General features: G+C 27.7%; 17 protein-coding genes and 1 pseudogene. 4 read left to right on the top strand and 14 right to left on the bottom strand.

The window, feature by feature from the left end:
* Nucleotides 1-326: 326 nt before the first annotated feature.
* From MBCUT_RS04685 to MBCUT_RS04640, 10 genes and pseudogenes are all read right to left on the bottom strand, one after another.
* Nucleotides 327-1,862, bottom strand: coding sequence for a 2-oxoacid:acceptor oxidoreductase family protein (locus MBCUT_RS04685; protein ID WP_067259464.1), 1,536 nt, complete (start codon nt 1,860-1,862; stop codon nt 327-329).
* Between the two features lie 83 nt (nt 1,863-1,945).
* Nucleotides 1,946-3,124 carry a 3-methyl-2-oxobutanoate dehydrogenase subunit VorB gene (locus tag MBCUT_RS04680; protein WP_067259462.1) on the bottom strand — a complete coding sequence of 393 codons (1,179 nt, stop codon included), beginning with the start codon at nt 3,122-3,124 and terminating at the stop codon, nt 1,946-1,948.
* The gene (locus tag MBCUT_RS04675) at nt 3,117-3,407 is read right to left on the bottom strand and encodes a 4Fe-4S dicluster domain-containing protein (RefSeq protein WP_067259459.1); all 291 of its coding nucleotides are present in this window, start codon (nt 3,405-3,407) and stop codon (nt 3,117-3,119) included. The genes MBCUT_RS04680 and MBCUT_RS04675 overlap by 8 nt, the downstream gene beginning before the upstream one ends.
* Nucleotides 3,408-3,696: 289 nt before the next feature.
* Nucleotides 3,697-5,376 carry an AMP-binding protein gene (locus tag MBCUT_RS04670; RefSeq protein WP_067259457.1) on the bottom strand — a complete coding sequence of 560 codons (1,680 nt, stop codon included), beginning with the start codon at nt 5,374-5,376 and terminating at the stop codon, nt 3,697-3,699.
* A 350-nt stretch (nt 5,377-5,726) separates the two neighbouring features.
* Nucleotides 5,727-6,287, bottom strand: a complete 561-nt coding sequence (locus MBCUT_RS04665; RefSeq protein WP_211263768.1) for a helix-turn-helix domain-containing protein — start codon at nt 6,285-6,287, stop codon at nt 5,727-5,729.
* A gap of 151 nt (nt 6,288-6,438) precedes the next feature.
* A pseudogene (locus MBCUT_RS11530) lies at nt 6,439-6,621 on the bottom strand (AMP-binding enzyme); the annotation flags it as partial.
* Nucleotides 6,622-6,960: 339 nt separating this feature from the next.
* On the bottom strand, nt 6,961-7,353 hold the full coding sequence (locus tag MBCUT_RS04655; protein WP_067259451.1) for a type II toxin-antitoxin system VapC family toxin: 393 nt from the start codon (nt 7,351-7,353) through the stop codon (nt 6,961-6,963).
* Entirely contained in the window at nt 7,340-7,618 is a 279-nt protein-coding gene (locus MBCUT_RS04650) for a hypothetical protein (protein WP_067259449.1), read from the bottom strand. The genes MBCUT_RS04655 and MBCUT_RS04650 overlap by 14 nt, the downstream gene beginning before the upstream one ends.
* A gap of 510 nt (nt 7,619-8,128) precedes the next feature.
* Nucleotides 8,129-9,799, bottom strand: a complete 1,671-nt coding sequence (locus tag MBCUT_RS04645) for an AMP-binding protein (protein WP_067259446.1) — start codon at nt 9,797-9,799, stop codon at nt 8,129-8,131.
* A gap of 69 nt (nt 9,800-9,868) precedes the next feature.
* A complete protein-coding gene (locus tag MBCUT_RS04640) occupies nt 9,869-10,429 on the bottom strand; it encodes a helix-turn-helix domain-containing protein (protein WP_211263769.1) in 561 nt (186 codons plus the stop codon).
* 455 nt (nt 10,430-10,884) lie between these two features.
* Between MBCUT_RS04640 and MBCUT_RS04635 the strand changes: the two genes are divergently transcribed.
* Nucleotides 10,885-11,244, top strand: a complete 360-nt coding sequence (locus tag MBCUT_RS04635; RefSeq protein ID WP_067259443.1) for a hypothetical protein — start codon at nt 10,885-10,887, stop codon at nt 11,242-11,244.
* Between the two features lie 236 nt (nt 11,245-11,480).
* Here MBCUT_RS04635 and afpA read toward each other — a convergent pair whose 3' ends face one another.
* Nucleotides 11,481-12,038 (bottom strand): archaeoflavoprotein AfpA, encoded by a 558-nt coding sequence (gene afpA, locus MBCUT_RS04630; protein WP_067259441.1) that lies wholly within the window; start codon nt 12,036-12,038, stop codon nt 11,481-11,483.
* Between the two features lie 662 nt (nt 12,039-12,700).
* On the opposite strand from afpA, the gene MBCUT_RS04625 reads away from it, so the two are divergent.
* Nucleotides 12,701-15,541: a beta strand repeat-containing protein gene (locus tag MBCUT_RS04625; protein WP_067259439.1), complete on the top strand. Its 2,841-nt coding sequence runs from the start codon at nt 12,701-12,703 to the stop codon at nt 15,539-15,541.
* Between the two features lie 732 nt (nt 15,542-16,273).
* A complete protein-coding gene (locus MBCUT_RS04620) occupies nt 16,274-16,696 on the top strand; it encodes an HVO_A0114 family putative DNA-binding protein (RefSeq protein WP_067259437.1) in 423 nt (140 codons plus the stop codon).
* Nucleotides 16,697-16,734: 38 nt separating this feature from the next.
* Here the strand turns inward: MBCUT_RS04620 and MBCUT_RS10830 are convergent, their stop codons facing one another.
* The gene (locus tag MBCUT_RS10830) at nt 16,735-16,878 is read right to left on the bottom strand and encodes a hypothetical protein (RefSeq protein WP_157082482.1); all 144 of its coding nucleotides are present in this window, start codon (nt 16,876-16,878) and stop codon (nt 16,735-16,737) included.
* Between the two features lie 45 nt (nt 16,879-16,923).
* Between MBCUT_RS10830 and MBCUT_RS11710 the strand changes: the two genes are divergently transcribed.
* A complete protein-coding gene (locus MBCUT_RS11710; RefSeq protein ID WP_281177936.1) occupies nt 16,924-17,058 on the top strand; it encodes a hypothetical protein in 135 nt (44 codons plus the stop codon).
* A 326-nt stretch (nt 17,059-17,384) separates the two neighbouring features.
* Here the strand turns inward: MBCUT_RS11710 and MBCUT_RS04615 are convergent, their stop codons facing one another.
* Together MBCUT_RS04615 and MBCUT_RS04610 are read right to left on the bottom strand one after the other, a co-directional pair.
* On the bottom strand, nt 17,385-18,107 hold the full coding sequence (locus MBCUT_RS04615) for an ABC transporter ATP-binding protein (RefSeq protein ID WP_067259435.1): 723 nt from the start codon (nt 18,105-18,107) through the stop codon (nt 17,385-17,387).
* Between the two features lie 13 nt (nt 18,108-18,120).
* Nucleotides 18,121-19,245, bottom strand: a complete 1,125-nt coding sequence (locus MBCUT_RS04610; RefSeq protein WP_067259432.1) for an ABC transporter permease — start codon at nt 19,243-19,245, stop codon at nt 18,121-18,123.
* Nucleotides 19,246-20,391 lie beyond the last annotated feature (1,146 nt).

The following is a 20,391-nucleotide window of genomic DNA, read 5'->3' as shown; positions in this document are numbered from 1 at the left end:
TTCTATCTTCTTTTTAATTACCAATATGAGAAATAAGAATAATGGGAAAAATAAGAATAATGGGAAAAATAAGAATAATGGGAAAAATAAGAATAGTATGGGAAGTAAGATCTATTAATAAAATAGAAAAATAAGATATATTGTTAAGACAATTTAATTTTTTCTATAATTTTATTAATATAGATTTTATAGAGTAAGATTAAATAAAAGGCTTAAGATTGAATTAAGAAAATAAAATACTTTTTAATAATTTTGTTGAAAAATATAAATAAATTAATATTTAAATTGTCATGACAATATTAATAAAAATTATTTAAAGTTATTTTTCAGGATTTTCCTATTTTTGAGTTGGAATTTAGTTTTAGATTCTTTTTAGCCCAGTTAATTCCAGCTTCAAATATTTCAATATTCTTATCAATTAGTTGAGGTTTTGAACTAAAAGTTTCCTGTATGCCCTGATGGAATGATTCTTTTGAGATTATATTATTCACTTGATTTCCAAATTCCATTAAAACTCCAAGCATAACAGTATTTATTGCTTTTTGAACTCCAAGTTCACTAGCAATTTCATAGACCGGGACTGAAATAGATTTAATTCCTTCTGGAATGTTAAAGTCTTCTATACGAGAATCATAAAATATCATTCCACTTTTTTTTACTTCAGATGCAAATTTTACAAGAGCTGGCTTATTTAGGGCTATTAAAACATCTGCATTCTCTACTACTGGAGAACCAATAGTATCACCAGATATCACAACAGAACAATTAGCAGTTCCTCCTCTCTGTTCAGGACCATATGCAGGATACCATGAGACATATTTCTTTTCAGCACATGCTGCTTGAGCAAGAGTAAGTCCTGCACTTATAACTCCTTGTCCTCCAAACCCAGCTATTTTTATATTGGTAATATGATAGGATGGATCTTTTTTTGGCTCTATCATAATTTCACGATCTATTTTGAATATTTCATCGAGCCTTTCTATGGAAAAATCACTATTTCCTCTGTCTATGGGTATAACTTCCTTGGATTTATCTCTGAATCGTTTGACAGGAAATTCTTTTTCCATTTGGTTTATTAGGAATTCCTCTGCTCCTCTAGCATCTTGTCTTAAATTAGTGGGACATGGTGATAAAATCTCAACAAAACTATATCCTTTTCCTTCTTTTTGAACTCGCAATGCTTTTTTAATAGCTATTTTAGCTTTTCGTATTGATTTAGAGTTAGCTAATGATACTCTTTCAATAAATACGGGAGATTCTAGATTATCAAGAAGTTCACACATATGCATAGGGTAACCTGCATAATTTGGATCTCTTCCAGATTGTGAAGTAATTGTAATTTCTCCTATAAGTGTGGTAGGTGCCATTTGCCCTCCAGTCATACCATAAACAGTATTGTTTACAAAGAAAACAGCTAATTTTTCCCCACGATTGGCTGCTTGGATAGTTTCATTTAGTCCAATAGAGGCTAAATCGCCATCACCCTGATAAGACATTACAATAGAATCTTTCTCCGCTCTAGAAATAGCAGTTCCTACAGCTGGAGCCCGACCATGAGCAGTTTGTACATTACCACAATTAAAATAGTAGTAACCAAATACTGCACATCCTACTGGTGAAATCATCACGGATTGTTCTTGGATATTTAATTCATCCATTACTTCACCAATTAATTTATGTAGTATCCCATGACCACAACCTGCACAGTAGTGTGTTATTTTAGGGGAGCTTTCTCCTTTTCTATTGAAAGTATCATGAATTGAATTTGGTTTTTTGAGAGTTTTAATTTCATATTCTTCTTCATTATAGTTTAAATATTCAGAATCAGCTTCTGTTCTTTCAATATTCTCCTTATTTAACATTTTATTTATTTCTTTGGTATTTTTTATATTGAATTTATCATTATTGTTTGTATTCTTGTTATTATTTGTTATTTTATCACCTCCTAATCGATTATACCATTAAATTTCTCTTCAGTAATGTTGTCTTCTTCAAAACCTTCATAGATTTCATGATCTACCATATTTATTGTTTTTTCGTCTTTTTTAGAATTGTTAATATCTTTCAAATCATCATCATATTCAGCTAATTCATAAATTTTTTCTAAAATGTCTTTTACTTCAATTAAGTTTCCACCCATACGGTTAACTAAATAAATGTCCTGACATTTAGTGGCTAATTTAATATCTTCTAACATTTGACCATTGCTCATCTCAACTGATATAAATTTTGAACCTTTTTGAGATAATTCTAATAACTTTTCATTAGGGAATGGAAATAATGTAATTGGTCTAAACAGTCCTACTTTTACTCCTTTTTTTCTAGAAATATCAATAGCTGTTTTAGATAATCTGCTACTTATTCCATAAGAAACGATTATAATTTCAGCATCTTCTGTTAGATATTCATCATAATTTACTTCATTTTCTTTTATTACTTCGTATTTTCTTTGAAGTTCTATATTGAACTCTTCTAATTGGTCAAAATCTAGATATATTGAAGTGACAAGATTATTCATTGTTTTTTTGTTTCCTCTAACAGCCCAACTGTCATCTGGGACATGTTTAGTAGCATTATCTGGGAATTTTAATGGTTCTGCCATTTGTCCAAGTACTGCATCGGCTAATACAATAACTGGGCTTCTGTATTTATCTGCTAAAACAAATGCCTTAGCTGTTAAATCGCACATTTCTTGAATACTGTTTGGAGCTAAAACTATATTTTTATAATTCCCATGACCTCCTCCTTTGACAACTTGGTTATAATCTCCTTGTTCTGGACCTATGTTTCCAAGTCCAGGTCCTGCACGCATCACATCTACAATGACTGCAGGTAGACTAGCACCAGCTAAAAATGTGATCCCTTCCTGTTTTAAACTTATTCCTGGACCAGATGAAGCTGTCATAACACGATGTCCTGCTGCTGATCCTCCATATACCATGTTTATAGCTGCTTCCTCACTTTCTGCCTGAACGAAATTTCTTCCCACCATGGGAAAATATTTGGATGCTTCGTGAAGAATTTCACTAGCAGGTGTAATGGGGTATCCGAAAAAACAATCACATCCAGCATACATTGCTCCAATGATAACTGCTGTATTCCCTTTAATCATTTGACTAGTCATTTATTATCCCCTGATTTTTCTTATTTTCATCATCACCCACATTTTTTTTCTTTTTAGGAATCTTCACTTCAATTGCTAATGGCTCTGGGCAGGTGTAATAGCAATCCCCACATCCAGTACATTTTTTACCATTGTATTTCACATAATAATATCCAATATTATTAAGATCATTACCTAATTCAAGAGCTTCTTCTTTACACCCTATAATACATCTTTCACAAGCCTTGCATTGATTTTTGTGAATTATAGGGTATGGTTGTGGTTTTGATTTGATTTGTGTCATATTATCATCTATTCTTTGCTCTAGGTTTATTTTCTATGATTCCTATTTTATTATTAATCTTCTAATCTTTTTATTAATTCTCATTAATAATATTCATTATTAGTTATTATTATTTTCATGATTTAATAATATTACTAATTATTTTTAATAATATTATTAATTATTTATAATAATAATGAGGAATTAATTATTTTAATCTAATTTTTTAGCTAATTTATTTATTTAATAATCAATCTAATTAATTTTTACTAATTTTTTAGCTAATTTATTTATTTAATATTCAATCTAATTAATTTTTATCATTATCTCTTATTTCTCCCCTTTTTATCTTTCCACTAATTGTTTTTGGGAGTTCTTCTATAAATTCCACAACCCTAGGATACTTATATGGGGCAGTAACGTTTTTAACATGATTTTGCAACTCTTTTTTCAACTCTTCAGAAGGTTCATATCCTTTTGCAAGAACTACTGTAGATTTCACAACTTGGCCTCTAATATCATCAGGATAACCACTTATTGCACATTCTAAAACACTTGGATGGGATAACAACGCACTTTCTACTTCAAATGGACCAATTCTGTATCCTGAGCTCTTGATTATATCATCAGTTCTTCCTATAAACCATAAATAATCATCTTCGTCTTTCCAGGCAGTATCTCCACTGTGATAATGATTGTCATACCATGATTCTTTGGTTTTTTTAGGATCTTTATAATATTCTCTAAATAATCCTGGAGGTGAACCTTTTTCTACATTTACTGTTATTTCTCCTTCTTCTCCAAGTTCAACTATTGCACCTTCATTGTCTAATAACTCAATATTGTAAGTTGGAGCAGGTTTTCCCATAGACCCTGGCTTTGGTTCTATCCATATGAAATTAGCTATTATGGCTATAGTTTCGCTTTGACCAAAACCTTCTCTTATTTTAAGCCCTGATATCTCATAAAACTTATTATAAACTTCTGGATTTAATGGTTCTCCGGCTGTTGTAGCATAAGTCCAATTACTAAAATCATATTCTGATAAATCTTCTTTTATTAAGAATCTGTAGATTGTAGGAGGTGCACAAAAAGTGTTCACCTTATACTTATGCACTTTATCTAAAAGTTTCAATGCATCAAATTTATCATAATCATAAATAAATAAACCTGTTCCAGCTATCCATTGTCCATATAAAGAACCCCAACTACTTTTTGCCCATCCAGTATCAGCCGATGTATGATGAAGTCCATTTTCAACTACATTATGCCAATATTTAGCTGTTATTAAATGACCAAGTGGATAGGTAAAATCATGTTCAACCATTTTAGGTTGTCCTGTTGTTCCAGAGGAGAAATAAATAAGAAAAGTGTCATCATTTGAAGTTGCAAGATTTCCCTGAGGTCTTTCAAATTCTTCATCTAGAGATTCAATTTCTTTTGTGAAATTTAGCCAACCTTTAATTTCTTTATTTTTGGTTTTATCTCCTACAAACACCTTTTTTAAATTTAGGTTTAATTGTTGTTCTGATTCATTGAAATCTTTAATTAGATCAGATTCATCAACAGATAAGATCATTTTTATATTTGCTTTAGTTATTCTATATGTCATATCTTTAACTTTTAACATATGTGTAGCAGGAATAGCTATGGCTCCAATTTTATGAATAGCTATCATAGAAAACCAAAATTCAAATCTATTTTTTAAGGTTAGCATCACTACATCCCCTTTTCCAATACCAAGATTTTTGAAAAGGTTAGCAGTTTTGGCACTGTATTTTTTCATATCTGCAAAAGTAAATTGCTCTTCTTCTCCGTTATCATCACACCAAACAAGAGCTATTTTTTCTGGGTCTTCTTTTGCATATCTGTCTACAACATCATATGCAAAATTAAAGTTTTCTGGAACTTTGAACTTAAAATTATTTTTGAAATCTTCATAAGAGTCAAAATCTACTCTATTAACAAATTCTTTTATTAAGGATGACATTAATTTACCTCATGTTTATTACTGTTGATTTTAATAATATAATATTAACTAGCATTATTATCGATGATATATAAAATTTTATTTGTATACAATACATAACACTAAAATTAAGAATAATTTGTCTGATTTATCGCAATTTCTAGAAATACATTTAATAAAATAATTATTAATAACAATCACTATAATTAATTTAATAATGACTTTACTGTTTTTTTTATAATGATTGATGTATTAATGGATTTTTTTTATAATGATTGATGTATTAATGGATTTTTTTTATAATGATTATTTATTAGGGTTTTTATTTATTACTAATTGTAATTCTTTTTATTAAATTCTAAATGATTAACTCAAATTATAATAGCTAAAAACCTAGATTTTTGATTATTCAATGCTTTCATTGCATGTTCATAGGTTGAATCAAAGAATATTGAATCTCCTTCATTTAAAATTATTTCGTGATTGTGTATGTATAATTTTAAAGATCCTTCAAGGATATAATTAAATTCTTGTCCAGGATGGGTGTTAGTAGTTGGTACATCGATTTCATTTGGTTCAACTGTTACTAAAAGTGTTTCAGCTTTTTTGTGTATAAATCGGTCAGATACACTTTTACACTTGTAACCTTCTCTTTTTTCAGTAATTCTTCCTTTTCCGGCTCTTGTAACATGGAAAATATGCATTCTAGTTTCTTCTCCACTTATTAGTAATCCCATGTCTACTTTGAATTTATTGGCTATTTCATAAAGAATACTTACAGGAATATCTTTTTCTCCATTTTCATAGGAAATATAATCATTTTCACTAATATTAAGCTCTTTAGCTATTTCTTCAGTACTAACATCAGAAAGTTCTCTAAGCTCTTTTACTCTAGATCCAATATCTTTAATAATTTCTTTCAATAGAAACACCTCTAATTGAGATTTTGTGATTTAAAATGTATAATTATAATTATAATATAATGATTATGAATTTTAAGATATGTTCTCATAATAATTGCATATTAACTATATAATAACTAGTATATTTAATGGGTAGATTTTATTAGTTAGTCTAATTCTATTATTTTTTATCTTTATCTTCATTTCTTATATCTACTCTTCTTATTTTTTCACTGATTGTTTTTGGTAGTTCATTCACGAACTCGATTATTTTAGGATATTTATAAGGAGCAGTTTCTTTTTTCACATGATTTTGCAGTTCTTTTTTTAGTTTTTCTGAAGGTTCATAGCCCTTTGTGATAATAGCCATCATACCATACCTCATTTGTTTTTTTGGCATCTCTATAATAACCTTTAAAAAGACCAATGGAAAAACAATTACATGAAGAAATAGGAAAAATGCATCTCTAAAATAACCTTTAAAAAGACCAGGTGTCATGTTTTTTGAAATGTTAAACAAAAAAGATAAAACTCATAGTGAAAAAACTTTTCAAAAATATAAATACTCTTTTCCAATTTTAATTTTATTTTAAATATATATATAAAATTTTTTATAAAAATTTAAATATATATAAAATTTTTTATAAAAAAATAAGTAAGATTACTCTACTATTTTCTCCAAAATAATATAGCTATAAAAAAATTAATATATTCTCACTATTCCAGCTATATTATCAAAGTGTTTATCAAAAGTAGCTATTTCTTCAATTCCTAACTCTTGCATTAGTGTAACATATGAGTAATCAAAGAAAGGCATTCTTTTTTCATTGCTTGTGATATTTTCAACCGTTTCATTATAAAACTTATGATCTTCTAATATTGTATAATTTTCATTTAATTCATTGTAAACTGCTTTTATCATTTCTTTGTCTAATTTTAGTTTGTTAGTTAGTAAATTAATTGTTTCAGCTATTGCTAATGTTGATATTATTTTTTTCTTATTTTTAATATCTTTATCTATCTCTAATGCTCTTTCATGATGGTTTTCTGTTTCTATATAATACGATACTAAAAAATTGGTATCATAGAATATCATGACCACCCTCTCTCATTTCTCTTACTAATTTTACAGCATCAAAAGGCTCAACATTCTTGATAAAACCAGCCATTTTTGCATGTTTTTCAGGGTCAGGGTTATAAGTATCTTTATTAGCTATTAAGTATTCTGGGATTTTAGGTTCTGTTTCTTTTAGTCCTTTTTTTATTACCTCTTCCAAAACCTTAGTTTCTGACTTATTTTCCCTTTTAGCTATTCTATTAATACTTTTTAATATATTAGGATTGTCTACTACAATACTCATTATTATCACCATTCTTAATTGATACTAATTATGTATGTAGAAATATTTATAATTAATTGTTATTTAGAAAATTATCAGTAGTTCATAAAGTGTTTTTATATTTTTGTTTTTTAGTAGTTTTTTAGCTTTATATAGTCCTGAAAGAAAAGATTCTAATCAATGGTTTATTGGAATATTAATCTATTTCATAAATATAAGTTGTTATTATCTTTAATTTCTAAAATAATCTTTAATAATTTTATTATTAAAAAAATATATATTATGATTATTTAGATTGAGAAGTAAATGAATATAAAAGTTTTTAAAAAATATCATTACTTATAAACTTTATTTTCAGGACTATATTTTTGGTTTTTTCTTTTTTTTATTAATTAGCTTTTGTTTTCATGTTTTTGTTTTCATAGTTGTTTGTTTTGTTGTTTTAGGTTTTTTAGGTTTTTTTTATTCGCATAAATAATAATACACACCACAATATATAATACTTTGCGAACTACTGATAATAGACAAATATTAAGATTTATTTTTATCCTCATTTCTTATTTGAATTCGTCTAATTTTTCCACTGATTGTTTTTGGAAGCTCATCTACAAATTCAATCAAACGAGGATATTTATAAGGAGCTGTAACTTTTTTCACATGATCTTGAAGTTCTTTTTTAAGTCCATCAGAAGGTTTATAACCCTTTGTAAGGACAATAGTAGCTTTAACAATCTGCCCTCTAACTTGATCAGGAGCTCCAGTAATTGCACATTCTAAAACGCTTGGATGAGAAATAAGGGCACTTTCTACTTCAAATGGCCCAATTCTATATCCAGAACTTTTAATTATATCATCATTTCTTCCAACAAACCATAAAAATCCATCTTCATCTTTCCATGCAGTATCTCCACTGTGATAATAGCCATCATACCAGACTTCATCAGTTTTTTTCTGGTTTCTATAGTATCCTTGGAAAAGTCCAGGGGGCATTGAAGAAGTTTCTATACAAATTTCTCCCTCATCACCTATATCTGCAATATTTCCTTCTGTATCTAATAGCTCTACATTAAATCTTGGAGCTGGTTTTCCCATAGATCCGGGCTTTGGTTCCATCCAGACAAAATTTGCAACGCTTATAACAGTTTCGGTTTGTCCAAAACCTTCTTTTAATTTTAAACCAAATATTTCCTGTACTTTATTATAGACTTCAGGGTTTAATGGTTCTCCTGCTGTTGTGATATATTTTAAATTGCTAAAATCATATTTTGATAGATCTTCTTTTATTAAGAATCTGTAGATTGTAGGAGGTGCACAGAAGGTGTTTATTTTGTATTTTTCTATTTTTTCAACTAAATTAACTGCATCAAATCTATCATAATCATAAATAAATACACTGGTTCCAACAATCCATTGTCCATATAGACCTCCCCAAACAGCTTTCATCCATCCAGTATCTGCAGAAGTATGATGAATTCCATCTTCAATTGCATCATGCCAATATTTTGAAGTGATTATGTGGGCTAAAGGATATCTGAAATCATGTTTAACCATCTTTGGTTGACCTGTTGTTCCTGAAGAAAAATATAAGATAGAAATGTCTTTATTTTCAGTGGACTGTGGACCTGTTGGTCTTTGAAAATCACCACTGCAGTTTTTAATATTTTCACTGAAATTCTTCCAATTTTCTAAAGATTTCTCTCCAACAGATATCTTTTTTAATTTTATATTTAATTCCTTTTCTGCTTTTTCATATTCAGATATGAGTTCTTCATTATCTATAGAGACAATCATCTTTATACTAGCTTTATCTATTCTATAAACTATGTCCTTGGTTTTTAGCATATGAGTAGCAGGTACAGGTATAGCTCCAATTTTATGCAATCCTATTATACAGAACCAAAATTCAAACCTATTTTTTAAGGTTAGCATCACTGCATCTCCTTTTTCAATACCTTGGGTTTTAAAAAAGTTAGCTGCTTTGTCACTGTATTTTTTCATATCTTTAAATGTAAAAATTTTCTCCTCATTGAAATCATTACACCAAATGAGAGCTATTTTTTCAGGGTCTTCTTTTGCATATCTATCTACAACATCATATGCAAAATTAAAGTTTTTTGGAACTTTGAAGTCGAAATTATTTTTAAAATCTTCATAAGAGTCGAAATCTGTTCTATTAACAAATTCTTTTAGTAAAGATGACATTTGTGTACCTCATATTATTCAAAATTTTAATTATTAATAATTTTAATTACTAATATTACTAATTAATAATTATATTATAATAGCTAAAAATTTAGCTTTTTCATTATTTAAAGCTTTCATTGCATGTTCATAGGTTGAATCAAAGAATATTGAATCTCCTTCATTTAAAATTATTTTATTGTTGTGAATATAAAATTCCAATGAACCTTCTAAAATATAATTGAATTCTTGACCTAGATGAGTGTTAGTATTAGGATTTTCAACTTCTTTTGGTTTAACGGTTACTATAAATGTTTCAGCCTTCTTATGAATGAATTTTTCAGCTAAATTTTCATATTTGTACTGTTTTCTTCTTTCTACTTCTGCTCCTTTTCCTGCTCTTGTAACATTAAAGATATGCATTCGTGTTTCTTCACCAGTAATTAATAATCCCATATCTACTTTGAATTTATTAGCTATTTCATAAAGAATACTTGCAGGTACATCCTTTTCACCATTTTCATATTGAATATAATCCTTTTCCATGATATTAAATTCACTAGATATTTCTTTTGTTGTGATATCAGAAATTTTTCGAAGTTCTTTTACTCTAGCTCCAATATCTTTAGCACTTTCTTTCAATGTTAACACCTTTATTTTTCTTTTTCCTAATTTTTGAATTATATCTAATATTTTTATCAAAATTATATCTACTTTTATCAAAATTTCAATATTATCATTATTTTTTAGTATCTAATTATAATTATTTAATGAGTATCATTATCAAATTAAATAACTTTATTAAATATTATTATAATTAATTATTAAATATTATTATTAGTTAATATAAGATAATTAATAGACTATAATTAATATAAATTTTTAACATAATTATCTATGTTTTTTAAGAATATATACTTTAGGAATATTATCATGATTATTAATGATAATTATAATAAAGAAACTTTAAAAATAGAAAATTTAATTATATAAGAAAAAGTAATAATAGTATACTAATAATATTAATAAAAACTAAAATGCAATTATATTATGTTTTTAATAGTTAAATATTCAAATTGAATTAAAATTGATTCTAAGGTGAAAACATGTCAGAAATAGATGAAAATATTATCTTTAAAAAAGATTCTAATGAAGAATTGGATATAGCTCAAAAATTTGTAGGACTTAAATTAAGACAAGAAGGTATATTAACTGTTAATTTCAGATCACCTAAAGAAGAAATGGATGAAATTAAAAAGTTTTTTGATGGACTTAAAGCTTCTGAACATCTAATTTATAATATTGGAAATACTGGAGATGTTTCATGTTATTTTAAAGGAGTAGCTCCTTTATTAGAACAGACTGATGATACAGGATTTAATTATTTCTTTTTATCAGTTACATTACAAGAATTAAACGAAATTTCTGATGATGTAGTAACTTCCCATTTTGGATGTAATTTATAAATGAGAGCTATTAAACTATTAGTTACATTTTGTTAGCTATTTATTTGTTAGTTGTTATTTACTTAGAAATAATAATGATTCTATTTATCAGATCTTGAATGATTTGAGTTAAATAGCTATTTTTTTTTAGATCTTGAATGATTTGAGTTAAATAGCTATTTTTTTAGAGTTTGAATGATTTAAGTTAAATAGCTATTTTCTTATTGTTTCTTTTTCATTTTTTGTTAATATTTATTTTATTTAGGGAAATGCTCTTCAAAAGTTTTGTATATTCCATCAGTGTCTTCAAATAGAGTCGTGTTTTTCATATTAGCTACTTTTCTAACACAATCAATGTCTTCTTTGGTCAATTCTAAAATTAACTCATCACCATTTGGAATTTTCGTGGCTGAAACTCCTTCTTTAAAATCAACAGGCATTATATAAACAGGTACTCTTGATTTTTGACCCATTATAACAGCATTGGTTATTAATGTATCACCTATTCTACTTGCGATTTTAGCCATTGTATTAGAGGTACAAGGTGCCACCATAAGAAATTCAAATTTATGCATCTGAACATCTCCTGCTAAAAAAGGAGCATTTGAATTTTTTTCAAAATAAACTTTTTCAAAATTATCTTTAAGCTTTTTTATCAATCTGTAGTATTTTAAAACTTGTTTTCCAGCTTGAGAAACATAAACATATATTTCAACATCATCATACTTTTTTTGAATTTCTAGCATTGTTTCATATGTTTTTTCTATTTTTTCTCCTGCTCCAGAAATTGCCCATGCTATTTTGTTACTTGTCATAATCACACCTTTCATTTATTTAAAATATGTTTTTTCTACTAGTTAATTTTTTCTAACAATTAACTAATTAATAATTTGTTTCATAGTTTTTATTATATTTTTTACAGTACCTCAAAAATCTATTATCATTGTTTTTTTTGGATTTTTTTAGGTTTTTAGTATTATTAAGTATTTTTCATTGTTTTTTATTTTTCTGTTCATTTCATTTTTTATTCCCTTTTTGGATAATATTATATATGATGTGTATTATATATTTCAATCAATGATTGGGAATTTTTTTGGAAAGTTTGTATACTATAAATCAACTTTATATAATTACTATTAATATACTATATAGTAAAGCTATATTGAAATTATAACATATTATATAATTTATATATATTTATATAATTTATTTATATAATTTATGTGTATATTATATCTATTACCTTAAATTTTTCTTATCATATGATATCTTCTTAATAATGTATGAGTATTATATATACAACTATTTATGGAATATATTCATCTATATGAATATCTATATAATGTATATATGAATATGTATATTCATACTTTATTTATTCATTAATGTATAAATAATAAATATATTAATCAATTATAATGGAGGTGAAAATATTATAATAAAAAATAATGGAATTAATGGGTTTAATTGCACGATCTTGATAGTTTTAGCTATTTTATTAATATTTATCAGCTTAAATCCTTGTTCTGCTGCAAATTCAACTATTGATAATACTACTTCTGGTGGGATTGATGGAGCAATAACTGCAGGTGCTACTAATCCTGGAGACACTATATTTTTAACTCCGGGGAATTATGCTGGTAGTGACAATGTAGGAATAAGTATTAATAAAAATGTGACAATTCAAGGAAATGGATCAACAAACCAAGTTTTCATAGATGCGCAAGGATCTAGTAATATTTTCAATATAGGTGTTGGATTGAATGTGACTTTTATAAATATTACTTTCATCAATGGAAAGATTACTGGTAATGGGGGAGCTGTATCAAATATTTACAATGATACAACTATGACTTTTATAAATTGTAGATTTATAAATAACACTGCTAGTGGATCTGGTATTTTACCTCAAGGCGGAGCTATTTATAGCTTAGGTAATTTGAATGTAATTGGTTCCACTTTCATTAATAACACTGCTTACACTGGTGGAGCTATTTTCACTGGTGATAATACTAACACTAAAATTGTGGACTCTGTTTTCACAAATAACAAGGGTAATATTAGTCTTGGTGGTGGTGGAGCTGTTTATAATAATGGTGGTACTCAAATCACTGGCTCTAATTTCACTAATAATAGTGCTGATGTTGGTGGTGCAATCCGTAACAGTGGTAATTTAAGTGTTGATAATTCTGAATTTTCCTCCAATAATGCAATTGCTGGTGGAGCTATCTCAAGTCAAGGACATGGTATTATTAATGCTATTTTAAACATTACTAACTCCAATTTCACAGCTAATACAGCTGATGGTGGTGGTGCTATTACTACTCAAGGCGGTAATATTTCTGTGACCGCTTCTAGATTTACAGATAACTCTGCTACTGATTATGGTGGAGCTATTTTAAATGGAGGCACTGATAGTAGCTACTATGGTGTTACTTTCACTAATAACTCTGCTTTTGATGGTGGAGCTATTTGTACTATATTTGGTGGCAATACTTCTATTGTGAATTCTAATTTCACAAATAACAAGGCTAACAGTAGTCTTGGTAATGGTGGAGCTATCTATAATGATGGTAGTATTCAAAATATTATCAATTCTACTTTCATAGCTAATGCTGCTAGTAGTGCTGGTGCAATCTATAATAACAATACTACTTCTAAGATTAACGGCTCAAAATTCGACAGTAATAATGCTACTAATATTGGTGGAGCAATTGCAAGTGAAGGAAGTAGTAGTGTAGCTATTGATAACTCATTCTTCACATCTAACAGTGCTGGTGCTGGTGGTGCTATTTCTGATGCAGGTAGTAACTTCACTGTGACTAATTCCAACTTCACAGCTAATAATGCAAGTTATTTCGGTGGTGCTATACTTGCAGATAGTCAAAATGCAAGTATAAGTAATTCTAAGTTCACTAACAATAAAGCTAGTGTTAATGGTGGTGGAATTTACAACGAAGGAAATATGACTGTTTCTAATAACACTATGAATGGTAATACTGCTGATATTAGTGGTAATATGATTTATAACGTTGGTAATATGGGTATTCTTAAATTGACTTATATTAACAACTCTACAAAATCTGTTAAGGAAGGTCAACAAGTTAATCTATCTGCTACTTTGACTGATGATATGGGTAACACTGTAACAGGTCAAAATATAACTTTTGTTGTTAATGGAACTAATATTGGAAGTATTACAGCTACTGAAGGATATGCTAACATAAGCTACACAGTAGCTGACCCAGTAGGTGCTCTTACTGTTTCTGGTAATTATGCTGGTCACAATGGTTATGGGATCAATTTATTGAATGGTACATTGTTGATTAAGTTAGATACTAACTCTACTATAAATGTTTCAAATTCAAATAGTTCTAAAGTTGGTCAATCTGTTAATATCTCTGGTGTTCTTAGAGATGAAAAGGGTAATCCAGTAGCTAATGCTGTGCTTAATGTGACTGTTGATGGAAATGTTTTTACTGTGACTACTAATAACACTGGTGCTTGGAATTTAGCTTATACTCCAACTCATGGAGGAAATATAGTTGTTGTTAATTGGGCTGGTAATGATACTTACTTTGCTTTTACTAACAATACTAGCTTTAATGTCCTTAAATTAGCTGTTAATTCAACTATAAATGTTCCAAGTAATGTTAAAGTGGGTAAAACCATAACAATCGATGGTGTGCTTGTTGATGAGAATGGTAATCCTGTAGCTAATGTTCCGATTACTGTTAGTGTTGGTGGTAAAGTTTATTCTTTAAAAACTGACAACAGTGGTCGTTGGAGTCTTACTTATAAACCAACTCATACTGGAACTGTTAATACTATTGTGAATTACGCAGGAAACGATAAATACTTTAGTTATAACAATACTACAACTTTTAATGTTATAAAAGGTAAAGTTATTGTTGATGTTAATGTGGTTAAGAATTCTGATGGTTCTGCTGATGTGATTGTCACAGTGACCGATGAAGACGGCGATCCAATACCTGACTACAAAGTTAGTGTTGATTTGGATGGTAAACATATCGGAGATATCGTTACTAGTGTTCTTGGTGTTGGAAGAATCCATATACCAAGTAATAAACTCAGTGATGGTCGTCATGTGATTACAGTTACATCTGCTGATGAAAACTACAATGCTAATCCAGTTTCAGTTGAATTTGAAACCCAAAACAACAACAATGATACTAATAAAACAAATAACAATCCAGTAGCTACAGCTACTATGAAAAATACAGGAATGCCGATAATAGCTATCATATTAGTGTTGTTAACTACAATTGGAATAAGTATTAGAAGAAAACAAGATTAAACATTTTTTTGGGAGGATATTTATTTTTTATCCCCTATTTTTATTTTTTTTATTTTTAATTTTCATGTTCAATGAAAAATGAGAGACATGGTTACTTGGAATATTATCAAAAGGATTTTTCATAATTTATTTTTTTGATCTTATAATTATTATTTTTATTTTGTTTTTATATATTCATTATTATTTCATTATTTAATCATTATTTTGTTTTTATATATTCATTATTATTTCATTGTTTGATTTTTTTATTTGATTCAAGTAAAAATATTCAATAAATAACACACTATAAACTGTACATATGTCTACAATTTACTTAATTTTTTAGAAATAATGATAGATCTTATCTAATTATAAATGAGATATTTTATATAAAGTTCAAATATTGTTGATGAAAAGTAATACGTGTTTAGTGTTTTTTTACATAATATTTATATATTACTTATGATATATTACTATATAATGAGTAAAGAACAAACGACATTACACTTACAAGGAAAAACTATATACATAGTAACTGCAAAAGGAGGGTGGAACTTAATAATAATGCCTTAAAAAATAATATTAGACAACTACCACAACAAAGGAGGACATATACACCCAGAACCAAAAGAACACAAAAAAGAAATAAAAATAAAACACGATACACAAAATGAAAACTTAAATATACTTATAAACCATATTAAAGAAAATAAGAAAGTGATGATAAAAGAATTAATTGAGGAGTTGAAATAAATGATTATAAGTTTAATTAAAGAACAAAGCACAAAAGAATACGATGAACAAATGAAAAAGAAATATGGAAGTATGGAAAAATTAGAAAAACTATTAGAAAAAACCCCTGAAAACACATTATATTTTGACTTACAAAACTGGAAACTTTTATTAGAAACCCCAGAAGAACCCATAATAAAAAAAGAAGTAATAATCACTGATAAAATAAGCATAGGGGAGAATGAAATACAAATATTAAATATTATAAAAAATGAAAAACCAAAATCAGTAAGAGAAATAGCCTTAAAAATAAAAAAAGACCCAGCTAATATTAATAACAAAATTAATCATTTAGCTAAAGAAGGATTAATTAGCTTCAAAAAAGGGTTAAAAAACAGCAAAATCCCAACACTAAATTATGATAAAATAGAAATAGCTATTTAGTGATTTCATTATTTTTCAAGAAAATTCTAACAATTTATCTAATTGTTCATCAATATACTATCAATTTTTCTTTTTTTCTCTTCTTTAGCTTCAATTTTAGCTAATCTTTTATAATTAATAGTTTGATGTTCTTTTAATTCTTTATTTTCTATTTCCACATTTAAAAACTCTGAAGTTTTCATATCTTTAGGTTTAACTTCACTAGTAAACTAAGTGATGGTCGTCATGTGATTGCAGTTACATCTGATGATGAAAACTACAATGCTAATCCAGTTTCAGTTGAATTTGAAATACAAAACAACAACAATGATACTAATAATACTAATAAAACAAATAACAATCCAGTAGCTACAGCTACTTAAATAATAAGTAAATAATGGGTAACTAATAGGTAAAAATAGTAATAGTAATAGTAATAGTAATAATAATACTAATAGTAATAATACTAATAATAATAATACTCATAGTAATAATAATAGTAATAATTGAATATATAATAAAAAAGATATGTTATTTATAAAAATATAAAAAATAAAAAGAATATAGTTGAATTAAGTATATAATGAAAATATAATAAATATATGGTAAAAGCATAATAAAAATTATCTAGGAATTATAGTAAAAATATAATAAATGGAGTTATAAAAAGAATGATGAAAAAATATGAAATTAGCTAATATCTTTCTATTTATCCGTATATTTTTATATTATCGTTTAAAAGTGAATTATCACTTGATTCTATTATTTTTCCATCTAAAACTTCGATTACTCTGTCAGCTAGCTTAGCTACATTCATATCATGAGTCACTATGATTAGGGTGACATTTTTTTCTTTGTGTAGTTTGTTTAATTGTTCCAATATCTTTTTACTTGTTCTTGAATCTAGAGATCCTGTTGGTTCATCAGCTAATATGATTGATGGATCATTAGCTAAAGCTCTTGCAATAGCTACTCTTTGACGTTCTCCTCCAGATAATTTTGTTGGTTTTTTCTTTGATTTATCTTTTAATCCAACAATATCTAGTAGTTCTATAGCTCGATTATTTCTTTCTTTCCCTGATAGTTTAGTTTCAAACATTGGTATCTCAATGTTTTCTAGGACTGAGATATTTGGAATTAGATTATGTAATTGGAAAATGAATCCAATTTTCTTTGATCTAAATTCATCAAGCTTTTTATTTTTACTTAAATCGTAATCTGCTACTTTTATACTTCCATTATCTGCTATATCTAAGGCACCAAGCATATTGAGTAAGGTAGATTTTCCAGAACCTGATGGGCCGATTATTGATACGAATTCGCCTTCTTTTATTTTGAGGTCGATTCCGTTTAGAGCTTTTATGTGTCCGTTTTCATAGCTTTTTTCTAAGTTTTCAATTTCTATTATATTCTTTTCAGTGTTATTATTCATCAAAATCACCTCCTTATTCATATCTTAAAGCTTCTGTTGGTGGAAGTCTACTGGCTCTCCATGCTGGATAAAATCCTCCTATGAGACCAACTACAATAGCTATTGTAAATGCTTCTGCAAAGGTGCTTATTGTGTATACTGGACTAAGACCACTTAATATTCCTGCTGAAACTAATAATTCTATTCCAATTACTCCTATGATTGAACCGACTATTCCTGCAGTTATGGTTAGTACGATTGATTCTCCAAGTATCATTGCAAGAATTCTTCTACTTTTCCAACCTACTGCTTTTAAAACCCCTATTTCTCTTGTTCTTTCATATACTGACATAATCATAGTATTTATTATGCCTATTCCTCCAATAATAATAGCTAATAATGAAATTGCCCAAGAAGCTGCGTTTACCATATCTAATGAGCTGGCTATAGTTTCCATATCTGCAATTGATGTTATTGTGGTAATGTTATCTCCATATTTATCATCGATTCTTTTTGTAACTTCGTCAACATCTGCACCACTATCTACTTTAACATATATCATACTGACGTTGTTTTCAGCTTCCAATAGTCTTTGGACAGTTGTAAGTGAAGAGTAAGCTCCTTGGTCTTGGTTTGTATCTCCAGTTTCATATATTCCTGTTACATCAAATTCTTCATTTTCTATGGTAATGCTGTCTCCGACAGTTTTATTTACCTCATTTGCAGCTAATTTTCCTAAAACAACTTCATTAGAATTATCTGTAAATAGTTTACCTTTAGTTATTGTTAAATCTGCAAATTGTTTGTCGTTAGGATTTATTCCAATAAGTGTTGAAAATGGTGAATCTCCCATTGAGACCATTCCAATATAAACTCCTACTGCTTGCTTCACTCCCGTAACATTTTCGATTTTCCCAATCCATTCTTCATCAAGTGATCCAGTACCAAAAATACTGCCACTTGTAGTGTCTTCTTTTCCACTAATTGAGAAATCAGACCCTCCTGCGTGTAAAGATTCGTCCATACTTGCTACTAAACCGTCTGTAATACTTCCAAGAGCTACAATTGTGGCTATACCTATCCCTATCCCAATAATGGCGAGTAATGCTCGACTTTTATTTCGAAAGGGATTTTTGAAAATTAATGATATAAATGACATGGGTATTACATTATTTTTTCAAGTATTAAACTTTTAGGGTTATAAAGTTAGTTTTTATAATAATTGGATAAAAATTTAAGTTTATAAACAATGGCTTGTTTTTCTAAAATTTATAACTAAAATGGATGATTGTAATATTTCTTTCTAAAATAATGATAAAATAGCTATTTAGAAATGTTTAAGATGGATTTTACAGAAACTGATGAAAAATTAATACAATTAATTAAAAGAAGAAATCTATCAGAAAAAAGAATATAAATGTATAATATAGTATTCAGTGAACTGTATGAATTGTTAGGAAAAACACCTACTCAAATTGGTAAATGAAGGAAAAAAAGAACAACAACCATAATATTGATACCTTAATCGAATATGTATCAAAATATATAACTAGAAAAAGCACAAAAAAAAAAGAAAACATGAAAACATAGCTACAACTAATATTCATGCTCAAGTTAGAGATAAAAAGATTAAAAAAGGTTATAAAACTGTAGAATGGAAATAATTTAAAAATAAGTAAGAATTAGTTAGCTATGATGTATAGCTAACTATAAGAGATGTACATCTCTTCGCCAGTTAATATATTGTTTTTCATATTATATAAATGTTTATAGATTATGATTGCAATATATTATATTTGGTAAGTTGGTGAGCGAAATAGCTAATAGACTTTTCGAATAACTGCATAATCGTATTATGTAGTAAATGGGAAAGCAGAGATGTACACTATTTTCTTCGCCGTTTTAGTGATTAACCTTTGCTTTTACTAAAAAGTTGGAGGTGATAGTTCTGCAATTAGAGTATTATCTATCACAGCTATTTGTGATAGTTTCAATAACTTATTATATTGTAGCTATTTACTCCCTCCTGATTAGATAAAGTGTTATAAGGAGTTGCAAGCTCATCAGCTTACCTTTCATAATTATATAATAAGGACAAAGCCAGAGCATGATAAAACATGCTCCAACTTCAATTGATATGTTTATTTTTCATGACTTATAAATTTATATGATGTTTTGCAACTCTGTCAACTTTAGGTTTTTTTCTTTTTATTATTCTTGGTTTGTTTATTTTTCTTTAAAAATTTTTTCTATTGTTGTATGGGTATTTGTTTGCTAGTGGATTTTTGTTTCTTGGTGTGGATGG

It is taken from the genome of Methanobrevibacter cuticularis, from assembly GCF_001639285.1.
Classification (GTDB): Archaea; Methanobacteriota; Methanobacteria; order Methanobacteriales; family Methanobacteriaceae; genus Methanobaculum; species Methanobaculum cuticulare.
This window is presented reverse-complemented; position numbering and strand designations above follow the sequence as displayed.

Bases quoted from the DNA above. Each gene is read 5' to 3' on its own strand.
- MBCUT_RS04685 (WP_067259464.1), bottom strand. From the start codon at position 1,862: ATGTTAAATAAGGAGAATATTGAAAGAACAGAAGCTGATTCTGAATAT.
- MBCUT_RS04680 (WP_067259462.1), bottom strand. From the start codon at position 3,124: ATGACTAGTCAAATGATTAAAGGGAATACAGCAGTTATCATTGGAGCA.
- MBCUT_RS04675 (WP_067259459.1), bottom strand. From the start codon at position 3,407: ATGACACAAATCAAATCAAAACCACAACCATACCCTATAATTCACAAA.
- MBCUT_RS04670 (WP_067259457.1), bottom strand. From the start codon at position 5,376: ATGTCATCCTTAATAAAAGAATTTGTTAATAGAGTAGATTTTGACTCT.
- MBCUT_RS04655 (WP_067259451.1), bottom strand. From the start codon at position 7,353: ATGATATTCTATGATACCAATTTTTTAGTATCGTATTATATAGAAACA.
- MBCUT_RS04650 (WP_067259449.1), bottom strand. From the start codon at position 7,618: ATGAGTATTGTAGTAGACAATCCTAATATATTAAAAAGTATTAATAGA.
- MBCUT_RS04645 (WP_067259446.1), bottom strand. From the start codon at position 9,799: ATGTCATCTTTACTAAAAGAATTTGTTAATAGAACAGATTTCGACTCT.
- MBCUT_RS04635 (WP_067259443.1), top strand. From the start codon at position 10,885: ATGTCAGAAATAGATGAAAATATTATCTTTAAAAAAGATTCTAATGAA.
- afpA (WP_067259441.1), bottom strand. From the start codon at position 12,038: ATGACAAGTAACAAAATAGCATGGGCAATTTCTGGAGCAGGAGAAAAA.
- MBCUT_RS04620 (WP_067259437.1), top strand. From the start codon at position 16,274: ATGATTATAAGTTTAATTAAAGAACAAAGCACAAAAGAATACGATGAA.
- MBCUT_RS10830 (WP_157082482.1), bottom strand. From the start codon at position 16,878: ATGAAAACTTCAGAGTTTTTAAATGTGGAAATAGAAAATAAAGAATTA.
- MBCUT_RS04615 (WP_067259435.1), bottom strand. From the start codon at position 18,107: ATGAATAATAACACTGAAAAGAATATAATAGAAATTGAAAACTTAGAA.
- MBCUT_RS04610 (WP_067259432.1), bottom strand. From the start codon at position 19,245: ATGTCATTTATATCATTAATTTTCAAAAATCCCTTTCGAAATAAAAGT.